General features: G+C 72.3%; 16 protein-coding genes and 3 tRNA genes. 16 read left to right on the plus strand and 3 right to left on the minus strand.

What is annotated here, in order from left to right; translation table 11 throughout:
• Positions 1 to 6 precede the first annotated feature (6 nt).
• From A4A78_RS14270 to A4A78_RS14295, 6 genes are all read left to right on the plus strand, one after another.
• A complete protein-coding gene (locus A4A78_RS14270) occupies positions 7 to 786 on the plus strand; it encodes a fumarylacetoacetate hydrolase family protein (protein ID WP_053916783.1) in 780 nt (259 codons plus the stop codon).
• A 32-nt stretch (positions 787 to 818) separates the two neighbouring features.
• Positions 819 to 2,336, plus strand: a complete 1,518-nt coding sequence (gene gltX, locus A4A78_RS14275; RefSeq protein WP_062950419.1) for a glutamate--tRNA ligase — start codon at positions 819 to 821, stop codon at positions 2,334 to 2,336.
• A gap of 189 nt (positions 2,337 to 2,525) precedes the next feature.
• Positions 2,526 to 2,597 (plus strand) — tRNA-Gln (locus tag A4A78_RS14280).
• A 33-nt stretch (positions 2,598 to 2,630) separates the two neighbouring features.
• A tRNA-Glu gene (locus A4A78_RS14285) sits at positions 2,631 to 2,703 on the plus strand.
• A gap of 29 nt (positions 2,704 to 2,732) precedes the next feature.
• Positions 2,733 to 2,805, plus strand: a tRNA-Glu gene (locus tag A4A78_RS14290).
• 99 nt (positions 2,806 to 2,904) lie between these two features.
• The gene (locus tag A4A78_RS14295) at positions 2,905 to 3,723 is read left to right on the plus strand and encodes a universal stress protein (RefSeq protein WP_062950421.1); all 819 of its coding nucleotides are present in this window, start codon (positions 2,905 to 2,907) and stop codon (positions 3,721 to 3,723) included.
• Between the two features lie 11 nt (positions 3,724 to 3,734).
• Here the strand turns inward: A4A78_RS14295 and A4A78_RS14300 are convergent, their stop codons facing one another.
• On the minus strand, positions 3,735 to 4,469 hold the full coding sequence (locus A4A78_RS14300; RefSeq protein ID WP_010552253.1) for an IclR family transcriptional regulator: 735 nt from the start codon (positions 4,467 to 4,469) through the stop codon (positions 3,735 to 3,737).
• A gap of 138 nt (positions 4,470 to 4,607) precedes the next feature.
• Here A4A78_RS14300 and leuC point away from each other — a divergent pair, with 138 nt between their 5' ends.
• From leuC to A4A78_RS14335, 7 genes are all read left to right on the plus strand, one after another.
• The gene (gene leuC, locus A4A78_RS14305) at positions 4,608 to 6,020 is read left to right on the plus strand and encodes a 3-isopropylmalate dehydratase large subunit (RefSeq protein WP_062950423.1); all 1,413 of its coding nucleotides are present in this window, start codon (positions 4,608 to 4,610) and stop codon (positions 6,018 to 6,020) included.
• A gap of 11 nt (positions 6,021 to 6,031) precedes the next feature.
• Positions 6,032 to 6,646: a 3-isopropylmalate dehydratase small subunit gene (leuD, locus tag A4A78_RS14310; RefSeq protein WP_010552251.1), complete on the plus strand. Its 615-nt coding sequence runs from the start codon at positions 6,032 to 6,034 to the stop codon at positions 6,644 to 6,646.
• Between the two features lie 118 nt (positions 6,647 to 6,764).
• Complete coding sequence (murA, locus tag A4A78_RS14315; protein ID WP_062950425.1) at positions 6,765 to 8,087, plus strand: UDP-N-acetylglucosamine 1-carboxyvinyltransferase; 1,323 nt, start codon at positions 6,765 to 6,767, stop codon at positions 8,085 to 8,087.
• Positions 8,084 to 8,665 (plus strand): hypothetical protein, encoded by a 582-nt coding sequence (locus tag A4A78_RS14320; protein ID WP_010552249.1) that lies wholly within the window; start codon positions 8,084 to 8,086, stop codon positions 8,663 to 8,665. Before murA ends, A4A78_RS14320 begins: the two co-directional genes overlap by 4 nt.
• On the plus strand, positions 8,665 to 9,468 hold the full coding sequence (locus A4A78_RS14325; protein WP_062950427.1) for a 1-acyl-sn-glycerol-3-phosphate acyltransferase: 804 nt from the start codon (positions 8,665 to 8,667) through the stop codon (positions 9,466 to 9,468). The genes A4A78_RS14320 and A4A78_RS14325 overlap by 1 nt, the downstream gene beginning before the upstream one ends.
• Positions 9,465 to 10,472, plus strand: coding sequence for an NAD(P)H-dependent glycerol-3-phosphate dehydrogenase (locus tag A4A78_RS14330; RefSeq protein WP_062950429.1), 1,008 nt, complete (start codon positions 9,465 to 9,467; stop codon positions 10,470 to 10,472). The genes A4A78_RS14325 and A4A78_RS14330 overlap by 4 nt, the downstream gene beginning before the upstream one ends.
• Before the next feature lie 14 nt (positions 10,473 to 10,486).
• Positions 10,487 to 11,602: a D-alanine--D-alanine ligase family protein gene (locus A4A78_RS14335; RefSeq protein WP_062950431.1), complete on the plus strand. Its 1,116-nt coding sequence runs from the start codon at positions 10,487 to 10,489 to the stop codon at positions 11,600 to 11,602.
• Between the two features lie 35 nt (positions 11,603 to 11,637).
• Here A4A78_RS14335 and A4A78_RS14340 read toward each other — a convergent pair whose 3' ends face one another.
• Positions 11,638 to 12,138 carry a DUF3515 family protein gene (locus A4A78_RS14340; protein WP_062950433.1) on the minus strand — a complete coding sequence of 167 codons (501 nt, stop codon included), beginning with the start codon at positions 12,136 to 12,138 and terminating at the stop codon, positions 11,638 to 11,640.
• 53 nt (positions 12,139 to 12,191) lie between these two features.
• Here A4A78_RS14340 and thiL point away from each other — a divergent pair, with 53 nt between their 5' ends.
• The 3 genes from thiL (at position 12,192) to A4A78_RS14355 (ending at position 15,262) form a co-directional block, all read left to right on the plus strand.
• Positions 12,192 to 13,196 carry a thiamine-phosphate kinase gene (thiL, locus tag A4A78_RS14345; protein ID WP_062950435.1) on the plus strand — a complete coding sequence of 335 codons (1,005 nt, stop codon included), beginning with the start codon at positions 12,192 to 12,194 and terminating at the stop codon, positions 13,194 to 13,196.
• An 81-nt stretch (positions 13,197 to 13,277) separates the two neighbouring features.
• On the plus strand, positions 13,278 to 14,354 hold the full coding sequence (locus tag A4A78_RS14350) for an NAD(P)-dependent alcohol dehydrogenase (protein WP_062950437.1): 1,077 nt from the start codon (positions 13,278 to 13,280) through the stop codon (positions 14,352 to 14,354).
• Complete coding sequence (locus A4A78_RS14355; RefSeq protein ID WP_062950439.1) at positions 14,351 to 15,262, plus strand: GNAT family N-acetyltransferase; 912 nt, start codon at positions 14,351 to 14,353, stop codon at positions 15,260 to 15,262. Before A4A78_RS14350 ends, A4A78_RS14355 begins: the two co-directional genes overlap by 4 nt.
• A gap of 75 nt (positions 15,263 to 15,337) precedes the next feature.
• Here the strand turns inward: A4A78_RS14355 and rpmB are convergent, their stop codons facing one another.
• Positions 15,338 to 15,535: a 50S ribosomal protein L28 gene (gene rpmB / locus A4A78_RS17590; protein ID WP_082358657.1), complete on the minus strand. Its 198-nt coding sequence runs from the start codon at positions 15,533 to 15,535 to the stop codon at positions 15,338 to 15,340.
• Positions 15,536 to 15,600: the final 65 nt, after the last annotated feature.

Genomic DNA, 15,600 nt, shown 5'->3' on the forward strand with positions numbered 1-15,600 from the left:
GCGCGCATGCGCATCGCCCGATTCACCACCGGCGAAGACCCCATGTTCGGCATCGTCCAGGAGAAGGACGGCCAGGACATGGTCTACGGCATCACCGGTGATCCCCTGTACACAGAGATCCGCCCCACCGGGAAGATCCTCCCGCTCGAGGACGTGCGGCTGCTCGCCCCCGTCATCCCGCGCTCGAAGGTGGTGTGCGTCGGCCGGAACTACGCCGCCCACGCCGCCGAGCTCGGCAACGAGGTGCCCGATCAGGCCCTGTACTTCCTCAAGCCCAACACCGCCGTCGTCGGCCCCGGCGACCCCGTGGTCGTCCCCTCCTACAGCCAGGAGGTGAGCCTCGAGGCGGAGCTGGCCGTGGTCATCAAGCGGATGGCCAAGGACCTCGCCCCGGAGCAGGTCGCCGACCACGTGCTGGGATACACCTGCGCGAACGACCTCACGGCCCGGGACTCCCAGCGCGCCGAGGACCAGTGGTTCCGTGCCAAGGCCTTCGACACCTCCTGCCCGATCGGGCCCTGGATCGAGACCGATCTCGATCCGGCGGCGGGCCTCGCCATCTCCTCCCGCGTCGACGACGAGACCGCCCAGTCCGGCTCCACGGCCGACATGGTGCGCGGAGTGCCCGAGCTGATCGCCGAGATCTCCTCCGTCGTGACCCTCCTGCCCGGCGACATCGTGCTCACCGGCACCCCTGCCGGCGTCCGCACCGTCGAGCCCGGCGCCCGGATCGACGTCGAGATCGAGGGGATCGGGACCCTGTCCAACCCCCTCGTGCGCCGCTGAGCCCGCCCCCGAAACTCCAGGGAGAACCCTTCGTGACCACCACCCCCGCAGCCGCCTCGACCCCCGACGAGGTCCGCGTCCGCTTCTGCCCCAGCCCCACCGGCACCCCGCACGTCGGCATGGTGCGCACGGCCCTGTTCAACTGGGCCCACGCCCGCCACCACGGCGGCAAGCTCGTCTTCCGCATCGAGGACACCGACGCCGCTCGCGACAGCGAGGAGTCCTACCACCAGCTGCTCGACGCCATGCGCTGGCTCGGCATCGACTGGGACGAGGGCGTCGAGGTCGGCGGCTCGGACGGCCCCTACCGCCAGTCCCAGCGCGGCGAGATCTACCAGGACGTGATCGCCAGGCTGAAGGAGTCCGGGCACATCTACGAGTCCTTCTCCACCGCGGAGGAGATCGCCGAGCGCCACCGCGCCGCCGGCCGCGACCCGCAGCTCGGCTACGACGGCCACGACCGCGACCTCACCGAGGAGCAGAAGGCCGCCTTCCGCGCCGAGGGCCGCGAGCCCACCTGGCGCCTGCGCATGCCGCAGGAGGACATCACCTTCACCGACATGGTGCGCGGCGAGATCACCTTCAAGGCCGGCTCCACGCCCGACTTCGTCGTCGTGCGCGCGAACGGCCAGCCGCTCTACACCCTGGTCAACCCCGTGGACGACGCGCTCATGCGCATCACCCACGTGCTGCGCGGCGAGGACATCCTCTCCTCCACCCCGCGCCAGATCGCGCTCTACCGGGCACTGATCGAGATCGGCGTCGCCGAGCGCGTGCCCGAGTTCGGCCACCTCCCCTACGTGATGGGGGAGGGGAACAAGAAGCTCTCCAAGCGCGACCCGCAGGCGGACCTCTTCCTCTACCGGGAGCAGGGCTTCATCCCCGAGGGCATGGTCAACTACCTCGCCCTGCTCGGCTGGGGCTTCAGCGCCGACGAGGACATCTTCAGCCGCGAGCAGCTCGTCGAGCGCTTCGACGCCTCCGACGTGAACCCGAACCCGGCGCGCGTGGACCTCAAGAAGGCCACCGCCATCAACGCCGACCACATCCGCCTCCTCCCCGAGGACGTGTTCGTCGAGCGGCTCATCCCGTACCTGCAGTCCGGGGGAGTGCTCGGCGAGACCGTCACCGAGGAGCAGCGCGCCCTCGTCGTCGCCGCGGCGCCGCTCGTGCAGACCCGCATGAACCTCCTCGGCGAGGCGAGCGACTTGATGGGCTTCCTCTTCGTGGCCGACGAGGACCTCGTGGTCCAGGACGACGCGACCAAGAAGCTCGGCGACGACCCTGTCGCGGTGCTCGACCGCGCGATCTCCGAGGTCGAGGCGATCGCGGAGGACGCCTTCACGGCCGCGGCGCTCGAGCCCGCCCTGCGCGGCGCGATCGTGGACGACATGGGCATCAAGCCCCGCCTCGCCTTCGGGCCGCTGCGCGCCGCGATCTCCGGCCGGCGCATCTCCCCGCCCCTGTTCGAGTCCATGGAGCTGCTGGGCCGCTCCTCGAGCCTCGTGCGCCTGCGCGCCCTGCGCGAGCGCCTCGCGGCGGAGGCCTGAGCGGGAGGGCTGTGGGGCCCGGTCGGACAGCGTGCCGAGCCTCACAGCCCGAAAGGCCCTTCTCGCTTTGTGCTCCGCGGGAGAAGCCGGTAGAGTCTTCACTCGGTACGGCAAGCAGAACAGCGCGGGAAGTCCACGGGAACCACCGGGGAACGGAACGTGAAGGACTGCGGAAAGTGCTTCTCACCATGGGGTATGGTGTAATTGGCAACACAACGGTTTCTGGTACCGTCATTCTAGGTTCGAGTCCTGGTACCCCAGCGCTTCGCGGCGATTCATCGCTGCGCGGTCCGCGCCCCGTTCGTCTAGCGGCCTAGGACGTCGCCCTCTCACGGCGGTAACACCGGTTCAAATCCGGTACGGGGTACGAGGCGAGATCCACTGGATCTCGCACCCGCCCCGTTCGTCTAGCGGCCCAGGACGTCGCCCTCTCACGGCGGTAACACCGGTTCAAATCCGGTACGGGGTACGAGCAGGAGCCGGCACCACTGGTGCCGGCTCCTTCTGCATTCCGGGCTGTGTTCCGAGGTCCTGTCGGCGGGCGGCGCCGACAGAGTATCGTCGTGACATGACGCACACAGCAGCTCCGAGGATCACGGTCGGCGTCTTCGACGCGGACGAGTCCGATCAGGCGGTCCGCTGGGCCGCCCGCCATGCCGCCACCGTCGGCGGCGCCCTCCATCTCGTCCACGCCTTCGTGTGGACCGAGCTCGATGTCAACGTCGACCCGATCTCCGGGATGCCGGGCTCCGGCTTCCGCAGCGCGGCCGACACCCTGCTGCGCGAGGCCGCCGAGCTCGCCCGGGAGCGCGCCCCCGAGGTCGAGATCACCACCGAGGTGATCGACGGCAACTCCGTGCCGGTCCTGGTCCACGCCAGCCAGGGCTCCGACCTGCTGGTCCTCGGCGGGCGGGGGCTGGGCCGGCTGATGACCCTCATCGTCGGCTCCAAGAGCCTCGCCCTCGCCGCCCGCGCCCACTGCCCCGTCGTGGTGGTGCGGGGGAACATCGACGGCGACGGCCCCGTCGGCCTCGTGCACCACGAGACCTCGACCGAGGTGGTGGCCCGCGCCGCCGACCTCGCGGAGGCCTACGGACGGGACATCCACCTCGTGGTGCGGCCGGGCACCTCGCCCGAGCAGGCCCAGGAGATCCTCGCCGCCACGGCGCAGCGGATCGCGCTCAGCCACCCCTCGGTCTTCGTGAAGGACGTGGCCGTGGCGACCTCCGACAACGCCAAGCAGCTGGTCGAGGCCAGCGAGAACGCGAGCGTCATGGTCGTGGCGGGGGAGCGGGACGAGGGCGGTTCCGGGAAGATCGCCGCGCCGCGCCAGCTCGTGAACGTGCTGCGCTACGCCAACACGCCCGTGTGGATCGAGCGGGAGTGAGGCGCGGGTGATCAGGCGCCGGCGCGGCGCAGCAGCTCGGTGAGATGGTTCGCCGAGCTCATCACCGACGGGGCGTGGAGCCGGCCCGGCTGACGGGTGATCCGCTCGATCGGCCCGGAGATGCTCAGCGCCGCGACCACGCGCCCGTTCGGCCCGCGCACGGGCGCGGAGACGGAGCCGACGCCCGGCTCGCGCTCACCGATCGACTGCGCCCAGCCGCGACGGCGCACCGCCGAGAGCTGGGTCGCGGTGAAGCGCGCCCCGAGCAGACCCCGGTGGAGCCGGTCCGGCTCCTCCCAGGCCAGCAGGATCTGCGCGGCGGAGCCCGCCCGCATCGTCAGCGCCGCCCCGAGCGGGACCGAGTCGCGCAGGCCGATCGGCCGCTCGGCGGCGGCGACGCAGATGCGGTGGTCGCCCTGGCGGCGGTACAGCTGCGCGGATTCCCCGGTGTGGTCCCGCAGGGCCGCGAGCACGGGCCCGGCCGAGGCCAGCAGCCGGTCCTCGCCGGCGGCCGCGGCGAGCTCGCCGAGGCGCGGACCGAGGATGAAGCGGCCCTGCATGTCACGGGCCACCAGATGGTGGTACTCGAGCGCCACCGCGAGGCGGTGCGCGGTGGGGCGGGCCAGTCCCGTCGACTGCACGAGCTGGGCGAGCGTGGCAGGGCCGGCCTCGAGGGCGCCGAGCACGACGGCGGCCTTGTCGAGCACGCCGACGCCGCTTCCGTTCTCCTCCGGGGTGTTGTCCATGCTCCGATATTGCCGTCTTATTGAGTGAGACGCAAGTGCATCGGATCGTGGACCCGCCCACGATGAGTGCAGCGCCCGAGACCGGGTGCGACGGCGCATCAGCACGCATCCCCACGAAGGATGCAGGGAAGGATCGACATGGCGGGGACCCTCGCGGAGAAGGTGTGGGCGGATCATGTGGTCCGCCGCGGTGAGAACGGCGAGCCGGATCTGCTCTACATCGACCTCCAGCTCCTGCACGAGGTCACGAGCCCGCAGGCCTTCGACGGCCTGCGCCAGGAGGGGCGCGAGCCCCGCCGCATCGACCAGACCCTCGCGACCGAGGACCACAACACCCCCACGATCGACATCGACAAGCCGATCGCGGACATCACCTCGCGCACCCAGATCGACACGCTGCGCCGCAACGCCGAGGAGTTCGGCGTGCGCATCCACTCCCTCGGTGACAATGACCAGGGCATCGTCCACGTCGTGGGACCGCAGCTGGGCCTGACCATGCCCGGCATCACCGTCGTGTGCGGCGACTCGCACACCTCCACCCACGGCGCCTTCGGCGCGCTGGCCTTCGGCATCGGCACCTCCGAGGTGGAGCACGTGCTGGCCACCCAGACCCTGCCGCTGACCCCCTTCAAGACCATGGCCATCAACGTCACCGGTTCGCTGAAGCCCGGCGTCACCGCGAAGGACATCATCCTCGCGGTGATCGCGAAGATCGGCACCGGCGGCGGCGCGGGCTACGTGCTCGAGTACCGCGGCGAGGCGATCCGCGAGCTCTCCATGGAGGGCCGCATGACGATCTGCAACATGTCCATCGAGGCAGGCGCCCGCGCCGGCATGATCGCCCCGGACGAGACCACCTTCGAGTACGTCAAGGGGCGCCCGCACGCCCCGCAGGGCGAGGACTGGGACGAGGCCGTCGCCTACTGGAAGTCGCTGCGCAGCGACGACGACGCGACCTTCGACGCCGAGGTGGAGATCGACGCCGACGAGCTCGAGCCCTTCGTCACCTGGGGCACCAACCCCGGCCAGGGCCTGCCGCTGTCCGCCGCGGTCCCCGCCCCGGAGGACTTCGTCGACGAGACCGACCGCTACGCCGCCGAGCGCGCGCTGGAGTACATGGACCTCGTCCCCGGCACGGCGCTGAAGGACATCAAGGTCGACACCGTCTTCATGGGCTCGTGCACCAACGGCCGCATCGAGGACCTGCGCGCCTTCGCCTCCGTGCTCGAGGGCCGCACCAAGCACCCCGACGTGCGCGTCCTGGTCGTGCCGGGCTCCGCCCGCGTGCGCCTGCAGGCCGAACAGGAGGGCCTGGACAAGGTGTTCCTCGACTTCGGCGCCGAGTGGCGCCAGGCCGGCTGCTCGATGTGCCTGGGCATGAACCCCGACCAGCTCGCCCCGGGCGAGCGGGCCGCCTCCACCTCCAACCGCAACTTCGAGGGCCGGCAGGGCAAGGGCGGGCGCACCCACCTCGTCTCGCCCGTCGTCGCCGCCGCCACCGCCGTGCGCGGCACCCTGTCCTCCCCGTCCGACCTGCTGACCCACGCCTGAGGAGCCCCGCCATGGAAGCCTTCACCACCCATACCGGCATCGGCGTACCGCTGCGTCGCAGCAACGTCGACACCGACCAGATCATCCCCGCCGTCTACCTCAAGCGCGTCACCAAGACCGGCTTCGACGACGGCCTGTTCCACGCCTGGCGCACGAACGACCCCGAGTTCGTGCTGAACAAGCCCGCCTACGCGCAGGGCTCCGTGCTCGTGGCCGGCCCCGACTTCGGCACCGGCTCCTCCCGCGAGCATGCCGTGTGGGCTCTGCGCGACTACGGCTTCAAGGCGGTCCTCTCGACCCGCTTCGCGGAGATCTTCCGCGGCAACTCCGGCAAGCAGGGCCTGGTCGCCGGGATCCTCGCCCAGGACGACATCGAGCAGCTGTGGAAGATCCTCGAGGAGACCCCGGGCACCGAGGTGACCGTGGACCTCGAGAACCGTCAGGTCAGCGCGGGCGACTCGACGTTCCGCTTCGAGATCGACGATTACACCCGCTGGCGTCTGATGGAGGGCCTGGACGACATCGGCCTCACCCTCCGCCACGAGGAGGACATCACCGCCTTCGAGCAGAAGCGCCCCTCCTGGATGCCGAAGACGCTGCCGGCCCGCACCGCCGACACGCACTGAGGTCCCACCTCATCCTCGCGGCCTGCCCGCCCCTCCCACGGGGCGGGCAGGCCGCTCCGGTATGGTGAGCCGGTCAGATATGGGCGTGCTGACGTCCGTCCCTCCAGGCAAGGACACCATGAGCTCCACATTCCACGTGCGCGGCGGGCGCCCGCTCGACGGCGAGATCACCGTCCGCGGCGCCAAGAACCTGGTCTCCAAGGCGATGGTCGCCGCGCTGCTGGGCACCTCGCCGAGCGTGCTCCGCTCCGTCCCCGACATCTCCGACGTCCGGATCGTCTCGAACCTGCTGTCGATCCACGGCGTGAAGATCGAGCACGACGTCGAAGGCGGCGAGCTGCGCCTGGACCCCTCGAACGTCGAGCGGGCCCACGTGGCCGACATCGACGCCCACGCCGGCAGCTCCCGCATCCCGATCCTCTTCTGCGGCCCGCTGCTGCACCGCCTGGGCGAGGCGATCATCCCCGACCTCGGCGGCTGCCGCATCGGCGACCGGCCGATCAACTACCACCTCGACGTGCTGCGCAGCTTCGGCGCCCACGTCGACAAGCGCGAGATGGGCATCCACATCACCGCGCCGAACGGCCTGAAGGGCACGAAGATCCACCTCGAGTACCCGAGCGTCGGCGCGACCGAGCAGGTGCTGCTCACCGCGGTGCGCGCCCAGGGGGTCACCGAGCTGGTCAACGCCGCGGTCGAGCCGGAGATCGAGGACCTCATCGCGGTGCTGCAGAAGATGGGCGCGATCATCTCCCTGCAGACCGACCGCACCATCACCATCGAGGGCGTCGACGAGCTCGGCGGCTACGAGCACGTCGCCCTCGCGGACCGGATCGAGGCGGGCTCCTGGGCCTGCGCGGCACTGGTCACCAAGGGCTCGGTCTTCGTGCGCGGAGCGCAGCAGAAGCCGATGTCGACCTTCCTGAACATCTACCGCAAGGTCGGCGGCGGGATCGAGATCCGCGAGGACGGCATCCGCTTCTACCACCCCGGCACCCCGCTGAAGGCGATCGCGCTCGAGACCGACGTGCACCCCGGCTTCATGACCGACTGGCAGCAGCCGCTCGTGGTCGCCCTCACCCAGGCCGACGGCATCTCGATCCTCCACGAGACGGTCTACGAGAACCGCCTGGGCTTCACCCGCGCGCTCAACGACATGGGCGCCCGCATCCAGGTCTACCGCGAGTGCCTCGGCGGCTCCTCCTGCCGCTTCGGCCGCTCCAACTACAACCACTCCGCGGTCGTCTCGGGCCCGATGTCGCTGCACGCCGCGGACATCACCGTCCCGGACCTGCGAGGCGGCTTCTCCTACCTCATCGCGGCGCTCGGCGCCGAGGGCGTCTCCACGATCCGCGGCATCGGCCTGATCGATCGCGGCTACGAGTCCTTCCGCGACAAGCTCACCGCCCTCGGGGCCGAGTACTGGGAGGGGGAGGAGTGAGCGAGGAGCGCGCGGAGCTCGGGACCGGGGGCACCCCGATCGCCGGCGCGGCCGGCTCCCTCGCCCTGCGGGACATCCCGATCCCGGACTACTGCGACGTCGTGATCGTCCCGACCGGCGGGGTCGAGGAGTCGGATCCGCGGGTGTGGGCCGAGGCGATCTTCGCCCACGAGAACACCCCGCTCGGCTCCCGCGGCCTGCGCGCCCTGCGCGACGAGGCGGTGCGGCTGTTCGACATGGTCCCGCCGCCGCAGAAGGAGTTCGTGGCCGACGAGGTGGTGGGCTCGGAGGCCCTCATCGTGGACGACGATGACAAGCTCGCCGTCCGCATCGGCGTCGCGCTGCTGCCCGGCGGGGAGCTGCTGCAGGTGACCACGGCAGTGAAGTACAAGACCGTGCGGGGACGGCTCGCCTTCGCGCCGCGCCGCCTGATGCACGCCGCGGCCGTGAACACGCTCGCCCGTCGGGCGCCGACGACGATCCGCCGCCGGGCGCTGTCCGGCGACCGGCGCGCGGCCTCCCTCACCTCGCAGGTCTCCCGCCGCGCCCTGGGGCGCGGTCCGTCCTCGACGCGCTGATGTCGCTCCTGCGCAGCTGGGACGTGGGCACCGCCCGCGAGCCCGCCCGTCGTGCGGGGCTCGTGATCGGTCTCGCACAGCTCCCGCTGCGGCCCCTGGTCGGGCTGCTCTCCCGCCCGCAGTGGCAGGGCACCGAGAACTTCCCGGCCAGCGGCGCCGTGATCGCCTGCGGCAACCATCTCAGCGCCTTCGACCCCTTCGGCTACGGGCACCTCCTGCAGGCCTCCGGGATCGCGCCCCGCTTCCTGGCCAAGGAGTCGCTGTTCCGCGTGCCGGTTCTCGGCGCCCTGCTGCGCTCGGCCCGGCAGATCCCGGTGCTGCGCGGCACGAGCCGCTCCGGGGACGCGCTGGACGCCGCCCGGGAGGCGCTGGGCCGGGGCGAGCTGCTGATGGTCTTCCCCGAGGGCACCTACACCCGCGATCCGGAGCTCTGGCCGATGCAGGCCCGGCTCGGCGCGGCCCGCCTCGCCCTGTCCACCGGCGCGCCGCTGCTGCCGATCGCGACCTGGGGCGGTCGCGGGCTGTGGCCCGTCGGCTCCCCGGTGCCGCGCCCCGGGCGCGGACGGCGCGTGCGCATGCGCGTCGGCGAGCCCTTCACCGCCGCCGCCGGCGAGGGCGAGACGGAGCACGAGGCCGCCCTGCGCGTCACCGAGGACCTCATGACCCGCATCGCGGCCCTCCTCGGCGAGCTGCGCGACCTCACCCCGCCCGATCGCCCCCACGACCCGCGCACGGACGCCCACCGCCCCGAGATCGGCCGCACCGATCCCGGCTTCCGCGCCCCGACGGAGCCGCGACGATGAGCGCGCCGCGCAGGGCCCCGCGTCTCACCGTCCTCGGCGCCGGCAGCTGGGGGACCACCTTCGCGCAGGTCCTCGCCGACGGCGGCGCCGAGGTGACCCTCTGGGCGCGTCGCGAGGAGGTCGCCCGCGAGATTCACGAGGAGCACCGCAACAGCGCCTATCTCGGCGACCGCGAGCTCCCCACGAGCCTCCGCGCCACCGCCGATGTCGCCGCCGCGCTCGAGGGCGCCGACGGCGTCGTCGTCGCGATCCCCGCCCAGTCGATGCGCGCGACCCTCGCCCCCTGGCCCGCCCTGCCCGTCGTCCCGGTGCTCTCCCTCACCAAGGGCATCGAGCGCGGCACCGACGCCCGGATCAGCGAGATCCTCGCCCGGGCCGGGGGAGCGGACCCCTCCCTGGTCGGAGTGCTCTCCGGTCCGAACCTCTCCGGCGAGATCGCCGAGCGCCGCCCCTGCGCGAGCGTCGTCGCCGCCCCGGACGAGGAGCTCGCCGAGACCTTCGCCTCCTGGTGCTCCGCGCCCTACCTGCGTGCCTATACCTCGACCGACGTGGTCGGTGTCGAGGTCGCCGGCGCCGTGAAGAACGTCATCGCGATCGCCGTCGGCGCCGCGACGGGCCTCGGCCACGGCCACAACACCACGGCCTCCCTGATCACGCGGGGACTGGCGGAGATCACCCGTCTGGGTGTCGCGCTCGGCGGGCGCCGCGAGACCTTCCCGGGCCTCGCCGGCATGGGCGACCTCGTCGCGACGTGCTCCTCGCCGCTCAGCCGCAACCACCGCCTCGGCCTCGCGCTCGGCCGCGGGCTCGACGTCGCCGCGGCCGCGGCGGAGGTGGGCCAGACCGCCGAGGGCGTCGCCACCGCCCGCGCCGTCGCCGACATCGCCGCACGCCACGGCGTGGACATGCCGATCACCAGGTCGGTGGTCGCGGTGGTGGACCACGGCGCGAGGATCGACGAGGTCACCACGGCCCTGCTGTCACGCTCGGTCCGCCCGGAGTGATTACCCTCGACCCCATGAGCACCACCGTCGCCCTCCTGTTCGGCGGCCGCAGCGGCGAGCACGGCATCTCGTGCATCACCGCGGGCGGCATCCTCGCCGCGATCGACCGCACCCGCTTCGACGTCGTCGCGATCGGCATCACCCCCGAGGGCCGCTGGGTCCACGTCTCCGACGACCCCTCGGACTGGACGATGGTCGACGGCCGTGCCCCCGAGGTCGCCGCCGACGGCGACGAGGTGCTGCTGCCCTCCTCCCGCCACCGCGCGGGGGAGCGGACCGCGCTGCGCGTGGTGCGCGAGGGGCGCGTCGAGCCGCTCGCCGAGGTCGACGTCGTCTGGCCGCTGCTGCACGGCCCCTACGGCGAGGACGGCACCGTCCAGGGCATGCTGGAGATGCTCGACATCCCCTACGTCGGCTCCGGCGTCCTCGCCTCGGCCACCGCGATGGACAAGGCCGCGACGAAGGTCGCGCTGCGTGCGGCCGGCATCGAGTGCGCCCCCGGCATCGTGGTCCACGAGGACCGCTGGGCCGACGGCGCCGGCCGCGTCCTCGCCCACCTCGAGCAGCATCATCCGCGACCCTGGTTCGTCAAGCCGGCCCGTGCCGGCTCCAGCCTCGGCGTCAGCCGCGTCGAGGAGGCCTCGCAGCTGGAGCACGCGATGAAGTCCGCCTTCCGAGAGGACCCCAAGGTCCTCATCGAGGAGGGGGTCGTCGCCCGCGAGATCGAGTGCGGCGTGCTCGCCGCGCGCGACGGCGGCGAGCCCCACACCACTCTGCCCGGCGAGGTGAAGGTCGGCGCCGACCTCGACTTCTACGACTACGAGGCGAAGTACTTCGGCAAGGGCACCGTGAGCATCGACGTGCCCGCGGGTCTGCCCGACGGGGTGCTCGAGGAGGCCCGCGAGATCGCCCGGCGCGCCTTCGGGGCGCTCGGCCTGGAGGGCCTCGCCCGGGTCGACATGTTCGTCACCGCCGATCACCGCGTGATCGTCAACGAGGTCAACACCATGCCGGGCTTCACCCCGTACTCGATGTTCCCGGTGCTGTGGGAGTCGATGGGGCTGAGCTACGCGGACCTGATCGCGGATCTCGTGGATCAGGCCGCCTCGCGCCGCCTCGGCCAGCGCTGAGCCTCGGCCGGCGCTGAGGCAGCTCCGCCCTCGCCTCAGCCCTCGTAGCCCTCGTCCCCGGGGCCGATGCAGTGCGCGGTCGCCTCGATGTTCCGGGTGATCACCTGGGTGAGGTCGAGCGCGGCGGCGGAGGGCTGGTCCGGTGCCGCCGAGCGCGGCACCGACACGTCGATCGCGGGCTCGCGGCCGTAGGTCGTGTACAGGAAGGTGTCGCCCTCGATCTCCTTGACGACCCAGTCGATCTCGATCTCGTTCTCGTCGGCGAGGGTGGTGCACTGGTCGGTGGTCGGTCCGGGCGGGGTCACGCCGCAGCGCATCACCACCGTGTCCTCCCCGCTGCCCCAGGCGGCGGTGCCCTGGCTCGAGGTCTCCACTCGGTCCATGCCGAGCACCTGCGGCGGGGCGGCGAGCACGATGTCGGCGCACACCGGGTCCGCGGCGGCCTCCCCGGCGGGCACCTGCACGGTGCCGCAGGCGGCGAGGCCGAGGGCGAGCAGCCCGGTGAGGGAGAGGGCGGCGGCACGTCGAGGAAGCACGTACCGAGGGTACCGGTGGGATCGGGGAGCCGGGGATCGGGCAGACTGGTGCGATGACCGCGCAGCCCCGTTCCGGCCTCTCCGAGGCCTCGATCCTCGCCGCCGTGCTCCCGCAGCTCCCCACGGGTGAGCAGGTCGAGGTCGGTCCGGGCGATGACGCCGCGGTGGTGCGCCTGCCCTCGGACCGTCTCGTGGTCACCACCGATGCGCTGGTGGAGGGGCACGACTTCCTGCCGGGCGCGACGCTCCCGCGCTGGATCGGTCGGAAGGCCGCGGTGCAGAACCTCGCCGACGTCGCCGCGATGGGCGCCCGTCCGCTCGCCCTCGTCGTCGCGCTCTCGGCCCCGGCCGGGACGGACCCGTCCGTCTTCGAGGAGCTCAGCGCCGGTCTCGCGGAGCGCGCCGCGGCCGACGGCGCGGTGATCGTCGGCGGCGACCTGGGCCGCGCCGACCGCCTCAGCCTCGCCGTCACCGCGATGGGCGCGATGGCGCCCGGCGACGCGCCCGTGCTGCGCTCCGGCGCCCGCCCCGGCGACGTGCTCGCGATCGGCACGGAGCGCCTGGGCCGCTCCGCCGCCGGCCTCGCCCTGGTCCTCGGCGGGAAGGTCCACGTCGACGCCGCCGGCTCGATCTCGCTGGAGGACATCACCACCCCCGACGCCGCCGATCTCGTCCGCCACCACGACGCCCCCGAGGTCGACCTGTCCCTCGGCTGGGGTGCCGGCCGCACCGCGCACGCCATGATGGATCTCTCCGACGGGCTGGTCCGCGACGGCGGCCGTCTCGCCGCCGCCTCGCGGGTGCGGATCGACCTCGACCGCGCCGCCCTCGCCCCCGACGCCGAGGCCCTCGCCGCCCTCGCCGAGGAGCTCGGCGAGGACCCCTGGGCCTGGGTCCTCCACGGCGCCGAGGAGCACGCGATGCTCGCCGCCTTCGCCCCGGACGAGGTGCCGACCGGCTTCCGCTCCATCGGTCGGCTCCACGAGGCGGGGGACGGACCGGCCGTGACCCTCGACGGCACCCCGATCCCCGGCGAGGGCTTCGACCACTTCGCCTGAGCACGCCGCGCCCCGCCGGGATTAGGCTGGTCGGCGGCGCGACCGCGCCCGACCCGCATGCCACGGAGGAGCACCACCACCATGCCGATCACCGTCAAGGCCCTGCAGAAGACCGGTCCGGACCAGCCGTTCCGCGTCACCACGATCGAGCGCCGCGACCCCCGTCCGGACGACGTGGTCATCGATATCGAGGCCGCCGGCATCTGCCACAGCGACATCCACACCATCCGCAACGAGTGGGGCGAGGCGCACTTCCCGCTCACCGTCGGCCACGAGATCGCCGGCACCGTCTCCGCCGTCGGCAGCGACGTCACCGACTGGAAGGTCGGCGACCGCGTGGGCGTGGGCTGCCTCGTGAACTCGTGCGGGACGTGCGAGGAGTGCCTCGCCGACCAGGAGCAGAACTGCCTGACCGGAAACGTCGGCACCTACAACGCGGAGGACGTCGACGGCACCATCACCCAGGGCGGCTACGCCGAGAAGGTCGTCGTCAACGAGCGCTTCGTGCTGAGGATCCCGGACGAGATCCCCTTCGACCAGGCCGCACCGCTGCTGTGCGCCGGCATCACCACCTACTCCCCGCTGCGCCGCTGGGGCGCCGGTGAGCAGGTCTCCGGCCGCGCCAAGCGCGTCGCCGTGCTGGGCCTGGGCGGGCTCGGCCACATGGGCGTGCAGATCGCGGCCGCCATGGGCGCCGAGGTCACCGTCCTCACCCGCACCCTGCGCAAGGAGGAGGACGCCCTCGCCCTCGGCGCGACGCGGGTCCTGGCGACCTCCGACGAGAACTTCTTCCGTGACCACCGCGGCGGGTTCGACCTGATCCTCAACACGATCAGCGCCGACATCCCCGTGGACCGCTACCTGCGCCTGCTCGCCCCGCGCGGCGTCATGGCCGTCGTCGGCCTCCCGCCCGAGAAGCAGGCGCTGAGCTTCGGCTCGCTGATCGGCGGCGGCAAGGTGCTCGCCGGCTCCAACATCGGCGGCATCGCCGAGACCCAGGAGATGCTCGACTTCTGCGCCGAGCACGGCATCGCCGCGAAGATCGAGACGATCTCGGTGGACGAGGCCGACGCGACCTACGAGCGCGTGGTCGCCGGCGACGTCCGCTTCCGCGCCGTCATCGACACCGCCACCTTCGCGGGCGCCGCGGCGGAGTGACCTCCCCGGCGCGGAGGTCCCGCCCCGCCACCGAGGCCGACGTCGCACGCGACGGCCACCGCTTCAGCTGGCTGAAGCCGGACCGGTGGCGGGCGGGCCTCCGCGCCCTGGTGCTGGAGGTCGACGGGGAGGTTGCCGGCGTGGGCCGCATCGGCCGGAACGCCGTCCACCCCGTGCGCGACATGGTCGAGATCGAGATCGCTGAGGCGCACCGCCGCCGCGGCCATGGCACAGCGCTCATGCGCGAACTCGGGCGTTACAGCAAGAATCCGCTGAGTGACAAAGTGGTGCCGGGGTCGGAGCGGGATCTCTTCCTGCGCTCCCTGGGCGCGGTGACGTACCTCGAGGTGCCGATCCTGCGTCTCGACGTCGCCGCGGAACGCACCGCTCGCTGGTGCGCCGCGGTGCGGGAGGGCCACGAGGGCGCTGCTCGCGTCGTCCCCTGGGCCGACCTGCCCCGTGAGCAGCTGATCGACGCCCTGACGGACAGATACCTCTGGCAACACGCCAGCTGGTCGCCCACGGCTCCGCGCGAGGCGATCCGTCCCGTCGTCGGCGAGGAGTTCGCGGAGGGTGCCGTGCACGAGCACTCCTGGGCCGTCGTCCGCGACGGCCGAATCACCGCCCTCGCGGACCTCTACGACGAGCCCGTCGGCCCCGCCTGCGAGGGTGCCCTCGAGGCGGTCGACGCCGCCGCCCAGTCGGCCCGCGCCGACGTCGCGCTCTGCCTCGCGGCATGGCTCGAGGATCTCCGCGCTACGGGAGTGGCGACGCTAGATTTCGACAACCACCCCACCGACCCGCACACCTCGCCGCTGTTGGCGACTCTGGACTGCGAAGAGGTCGACGTCGTGCGCCTCGTCGAGATCCCGAACGGGATCACTGCGGCGCTGCGCGACGTGCCCTGAACTGCCCCCGGACGCACGAGAGCCCCCACCCGTTCGGGTGGGGGCTCTCGTGGAATTGAGTCCTTGCGGTCTCGCTCAGGCACCGAGCGTGCTGACCTTGCCTGCCTTGAGGCAGGAGGTGCACACGTTTACGCGCTTGCTGGTGCCGTTGATCACAGTGCGGACCGACTGGATGTTCGGGTTCCAGCGACGCGAGGTGCGGCGGTGCGAGTGGGACACGGCCTTGCCGAAGCGCGGGCTCTTGGCGCAGATGTCACACGTGGAAGCAGCCACTGTCGTCTCCTGGTACGTCGATGTTCTGATCGCGGTGCCCGCTCCAGCCCCCGCGCCGGAACGGC

The sequence above is a fragment of the Brachybacterium sp. sponge genome (assembly GCF_001613775.1).
Taxonomy (GTDB): Bacteria; Actinomycetota; Actinomycetes; order Actinomycetales; family Dermabacteraceae; genus Brachybacterium; species Brachybacterium conglomeratum.

What these genes read in the sequence shown, in the direction of transcription:
- A4A78_RS14270 (WP_053916783.1), top strand. Translation starts at nt 7, where the DNA reads ATGCGCATCGCCCGATTCACCACCGGCGAAGACCCCATGTTCGGCATC.
- A4A78_RS14295 (WP_062950421.1), top strand. Translation starts at nt 2,905, where the DNA reads ATGACGCACACAGCAGCTCCGAGGATCACGGTCGGCGTCTTCGACGCG.
- A4A78_RS14300 (WP_010552253.1), bottom strand. Translation starts at nt 4,469, where the DNA reads ATGGACAACACCCCGGAGGAGAACGGAAGCGGCGTCGGCGTGCTCGAC.
- leuC (WP_062950423.1), top strand. Translation starts at nt 4,608, where the DNA reads ATGGCGGGGACCCTCGCGGAGAAGGTGTGGGCGGATCATGTGGTCCGC.
- leuD (WP_010552251.1), top strand. Translation starts at nt 6,032, where the DNA reads ATGGAAGCCTTCACCACCCATACCGGCATCGGCGTACCGCTGCGTCGC.
- murA (WP_062950425.1), top strand. Translation starts at nt 6,765, where the DNA reads ATGAGCTCCACATTCCACGTGCGCGGCGGGCGCCCGCTCGACGGCGAG.
- A4A78_RS14325 (WP_062950427.1), top strand. Translation starts at nt 8,665, where the DNA reads ATGTCGCTCCTGCGCAGCTGGGACGTGGGCACCGCCCGCGAGCCCGCC.
- A4A78_RS14330 (WP_062950429.1), top strand. Translation starts at nt 9,465, where the DNA reads ATGAGCGCGCCGCGCAGGGCCCCGCGTCTCACCGTCCTCGGCGCCGGC.
- A4A78_RS14335 (WP_062950431.1), top strand. Translation starts at nt 10,487, where the DNA reads ATGAGCACCACCGTCGCCCTCCTGTTCGGCGGCCGCAGCGGCGAGCAC.
- thiL (WP_062950435.1), top strand. Translation starts at nt 12,192, where the DNA reads ATGACCGCGCAGCCCCGTTCCGGCCTCTCCGAGGCCTCGATCCTCGCC.
- A4A78_RS14350 (WP_062950437.1), top strand. Translation starts at nt 13,278, where the DNA reads ATGCCGATCACCGTCAAGGCCCTGCAGAAGACCGGTCCGGACCAGCCG.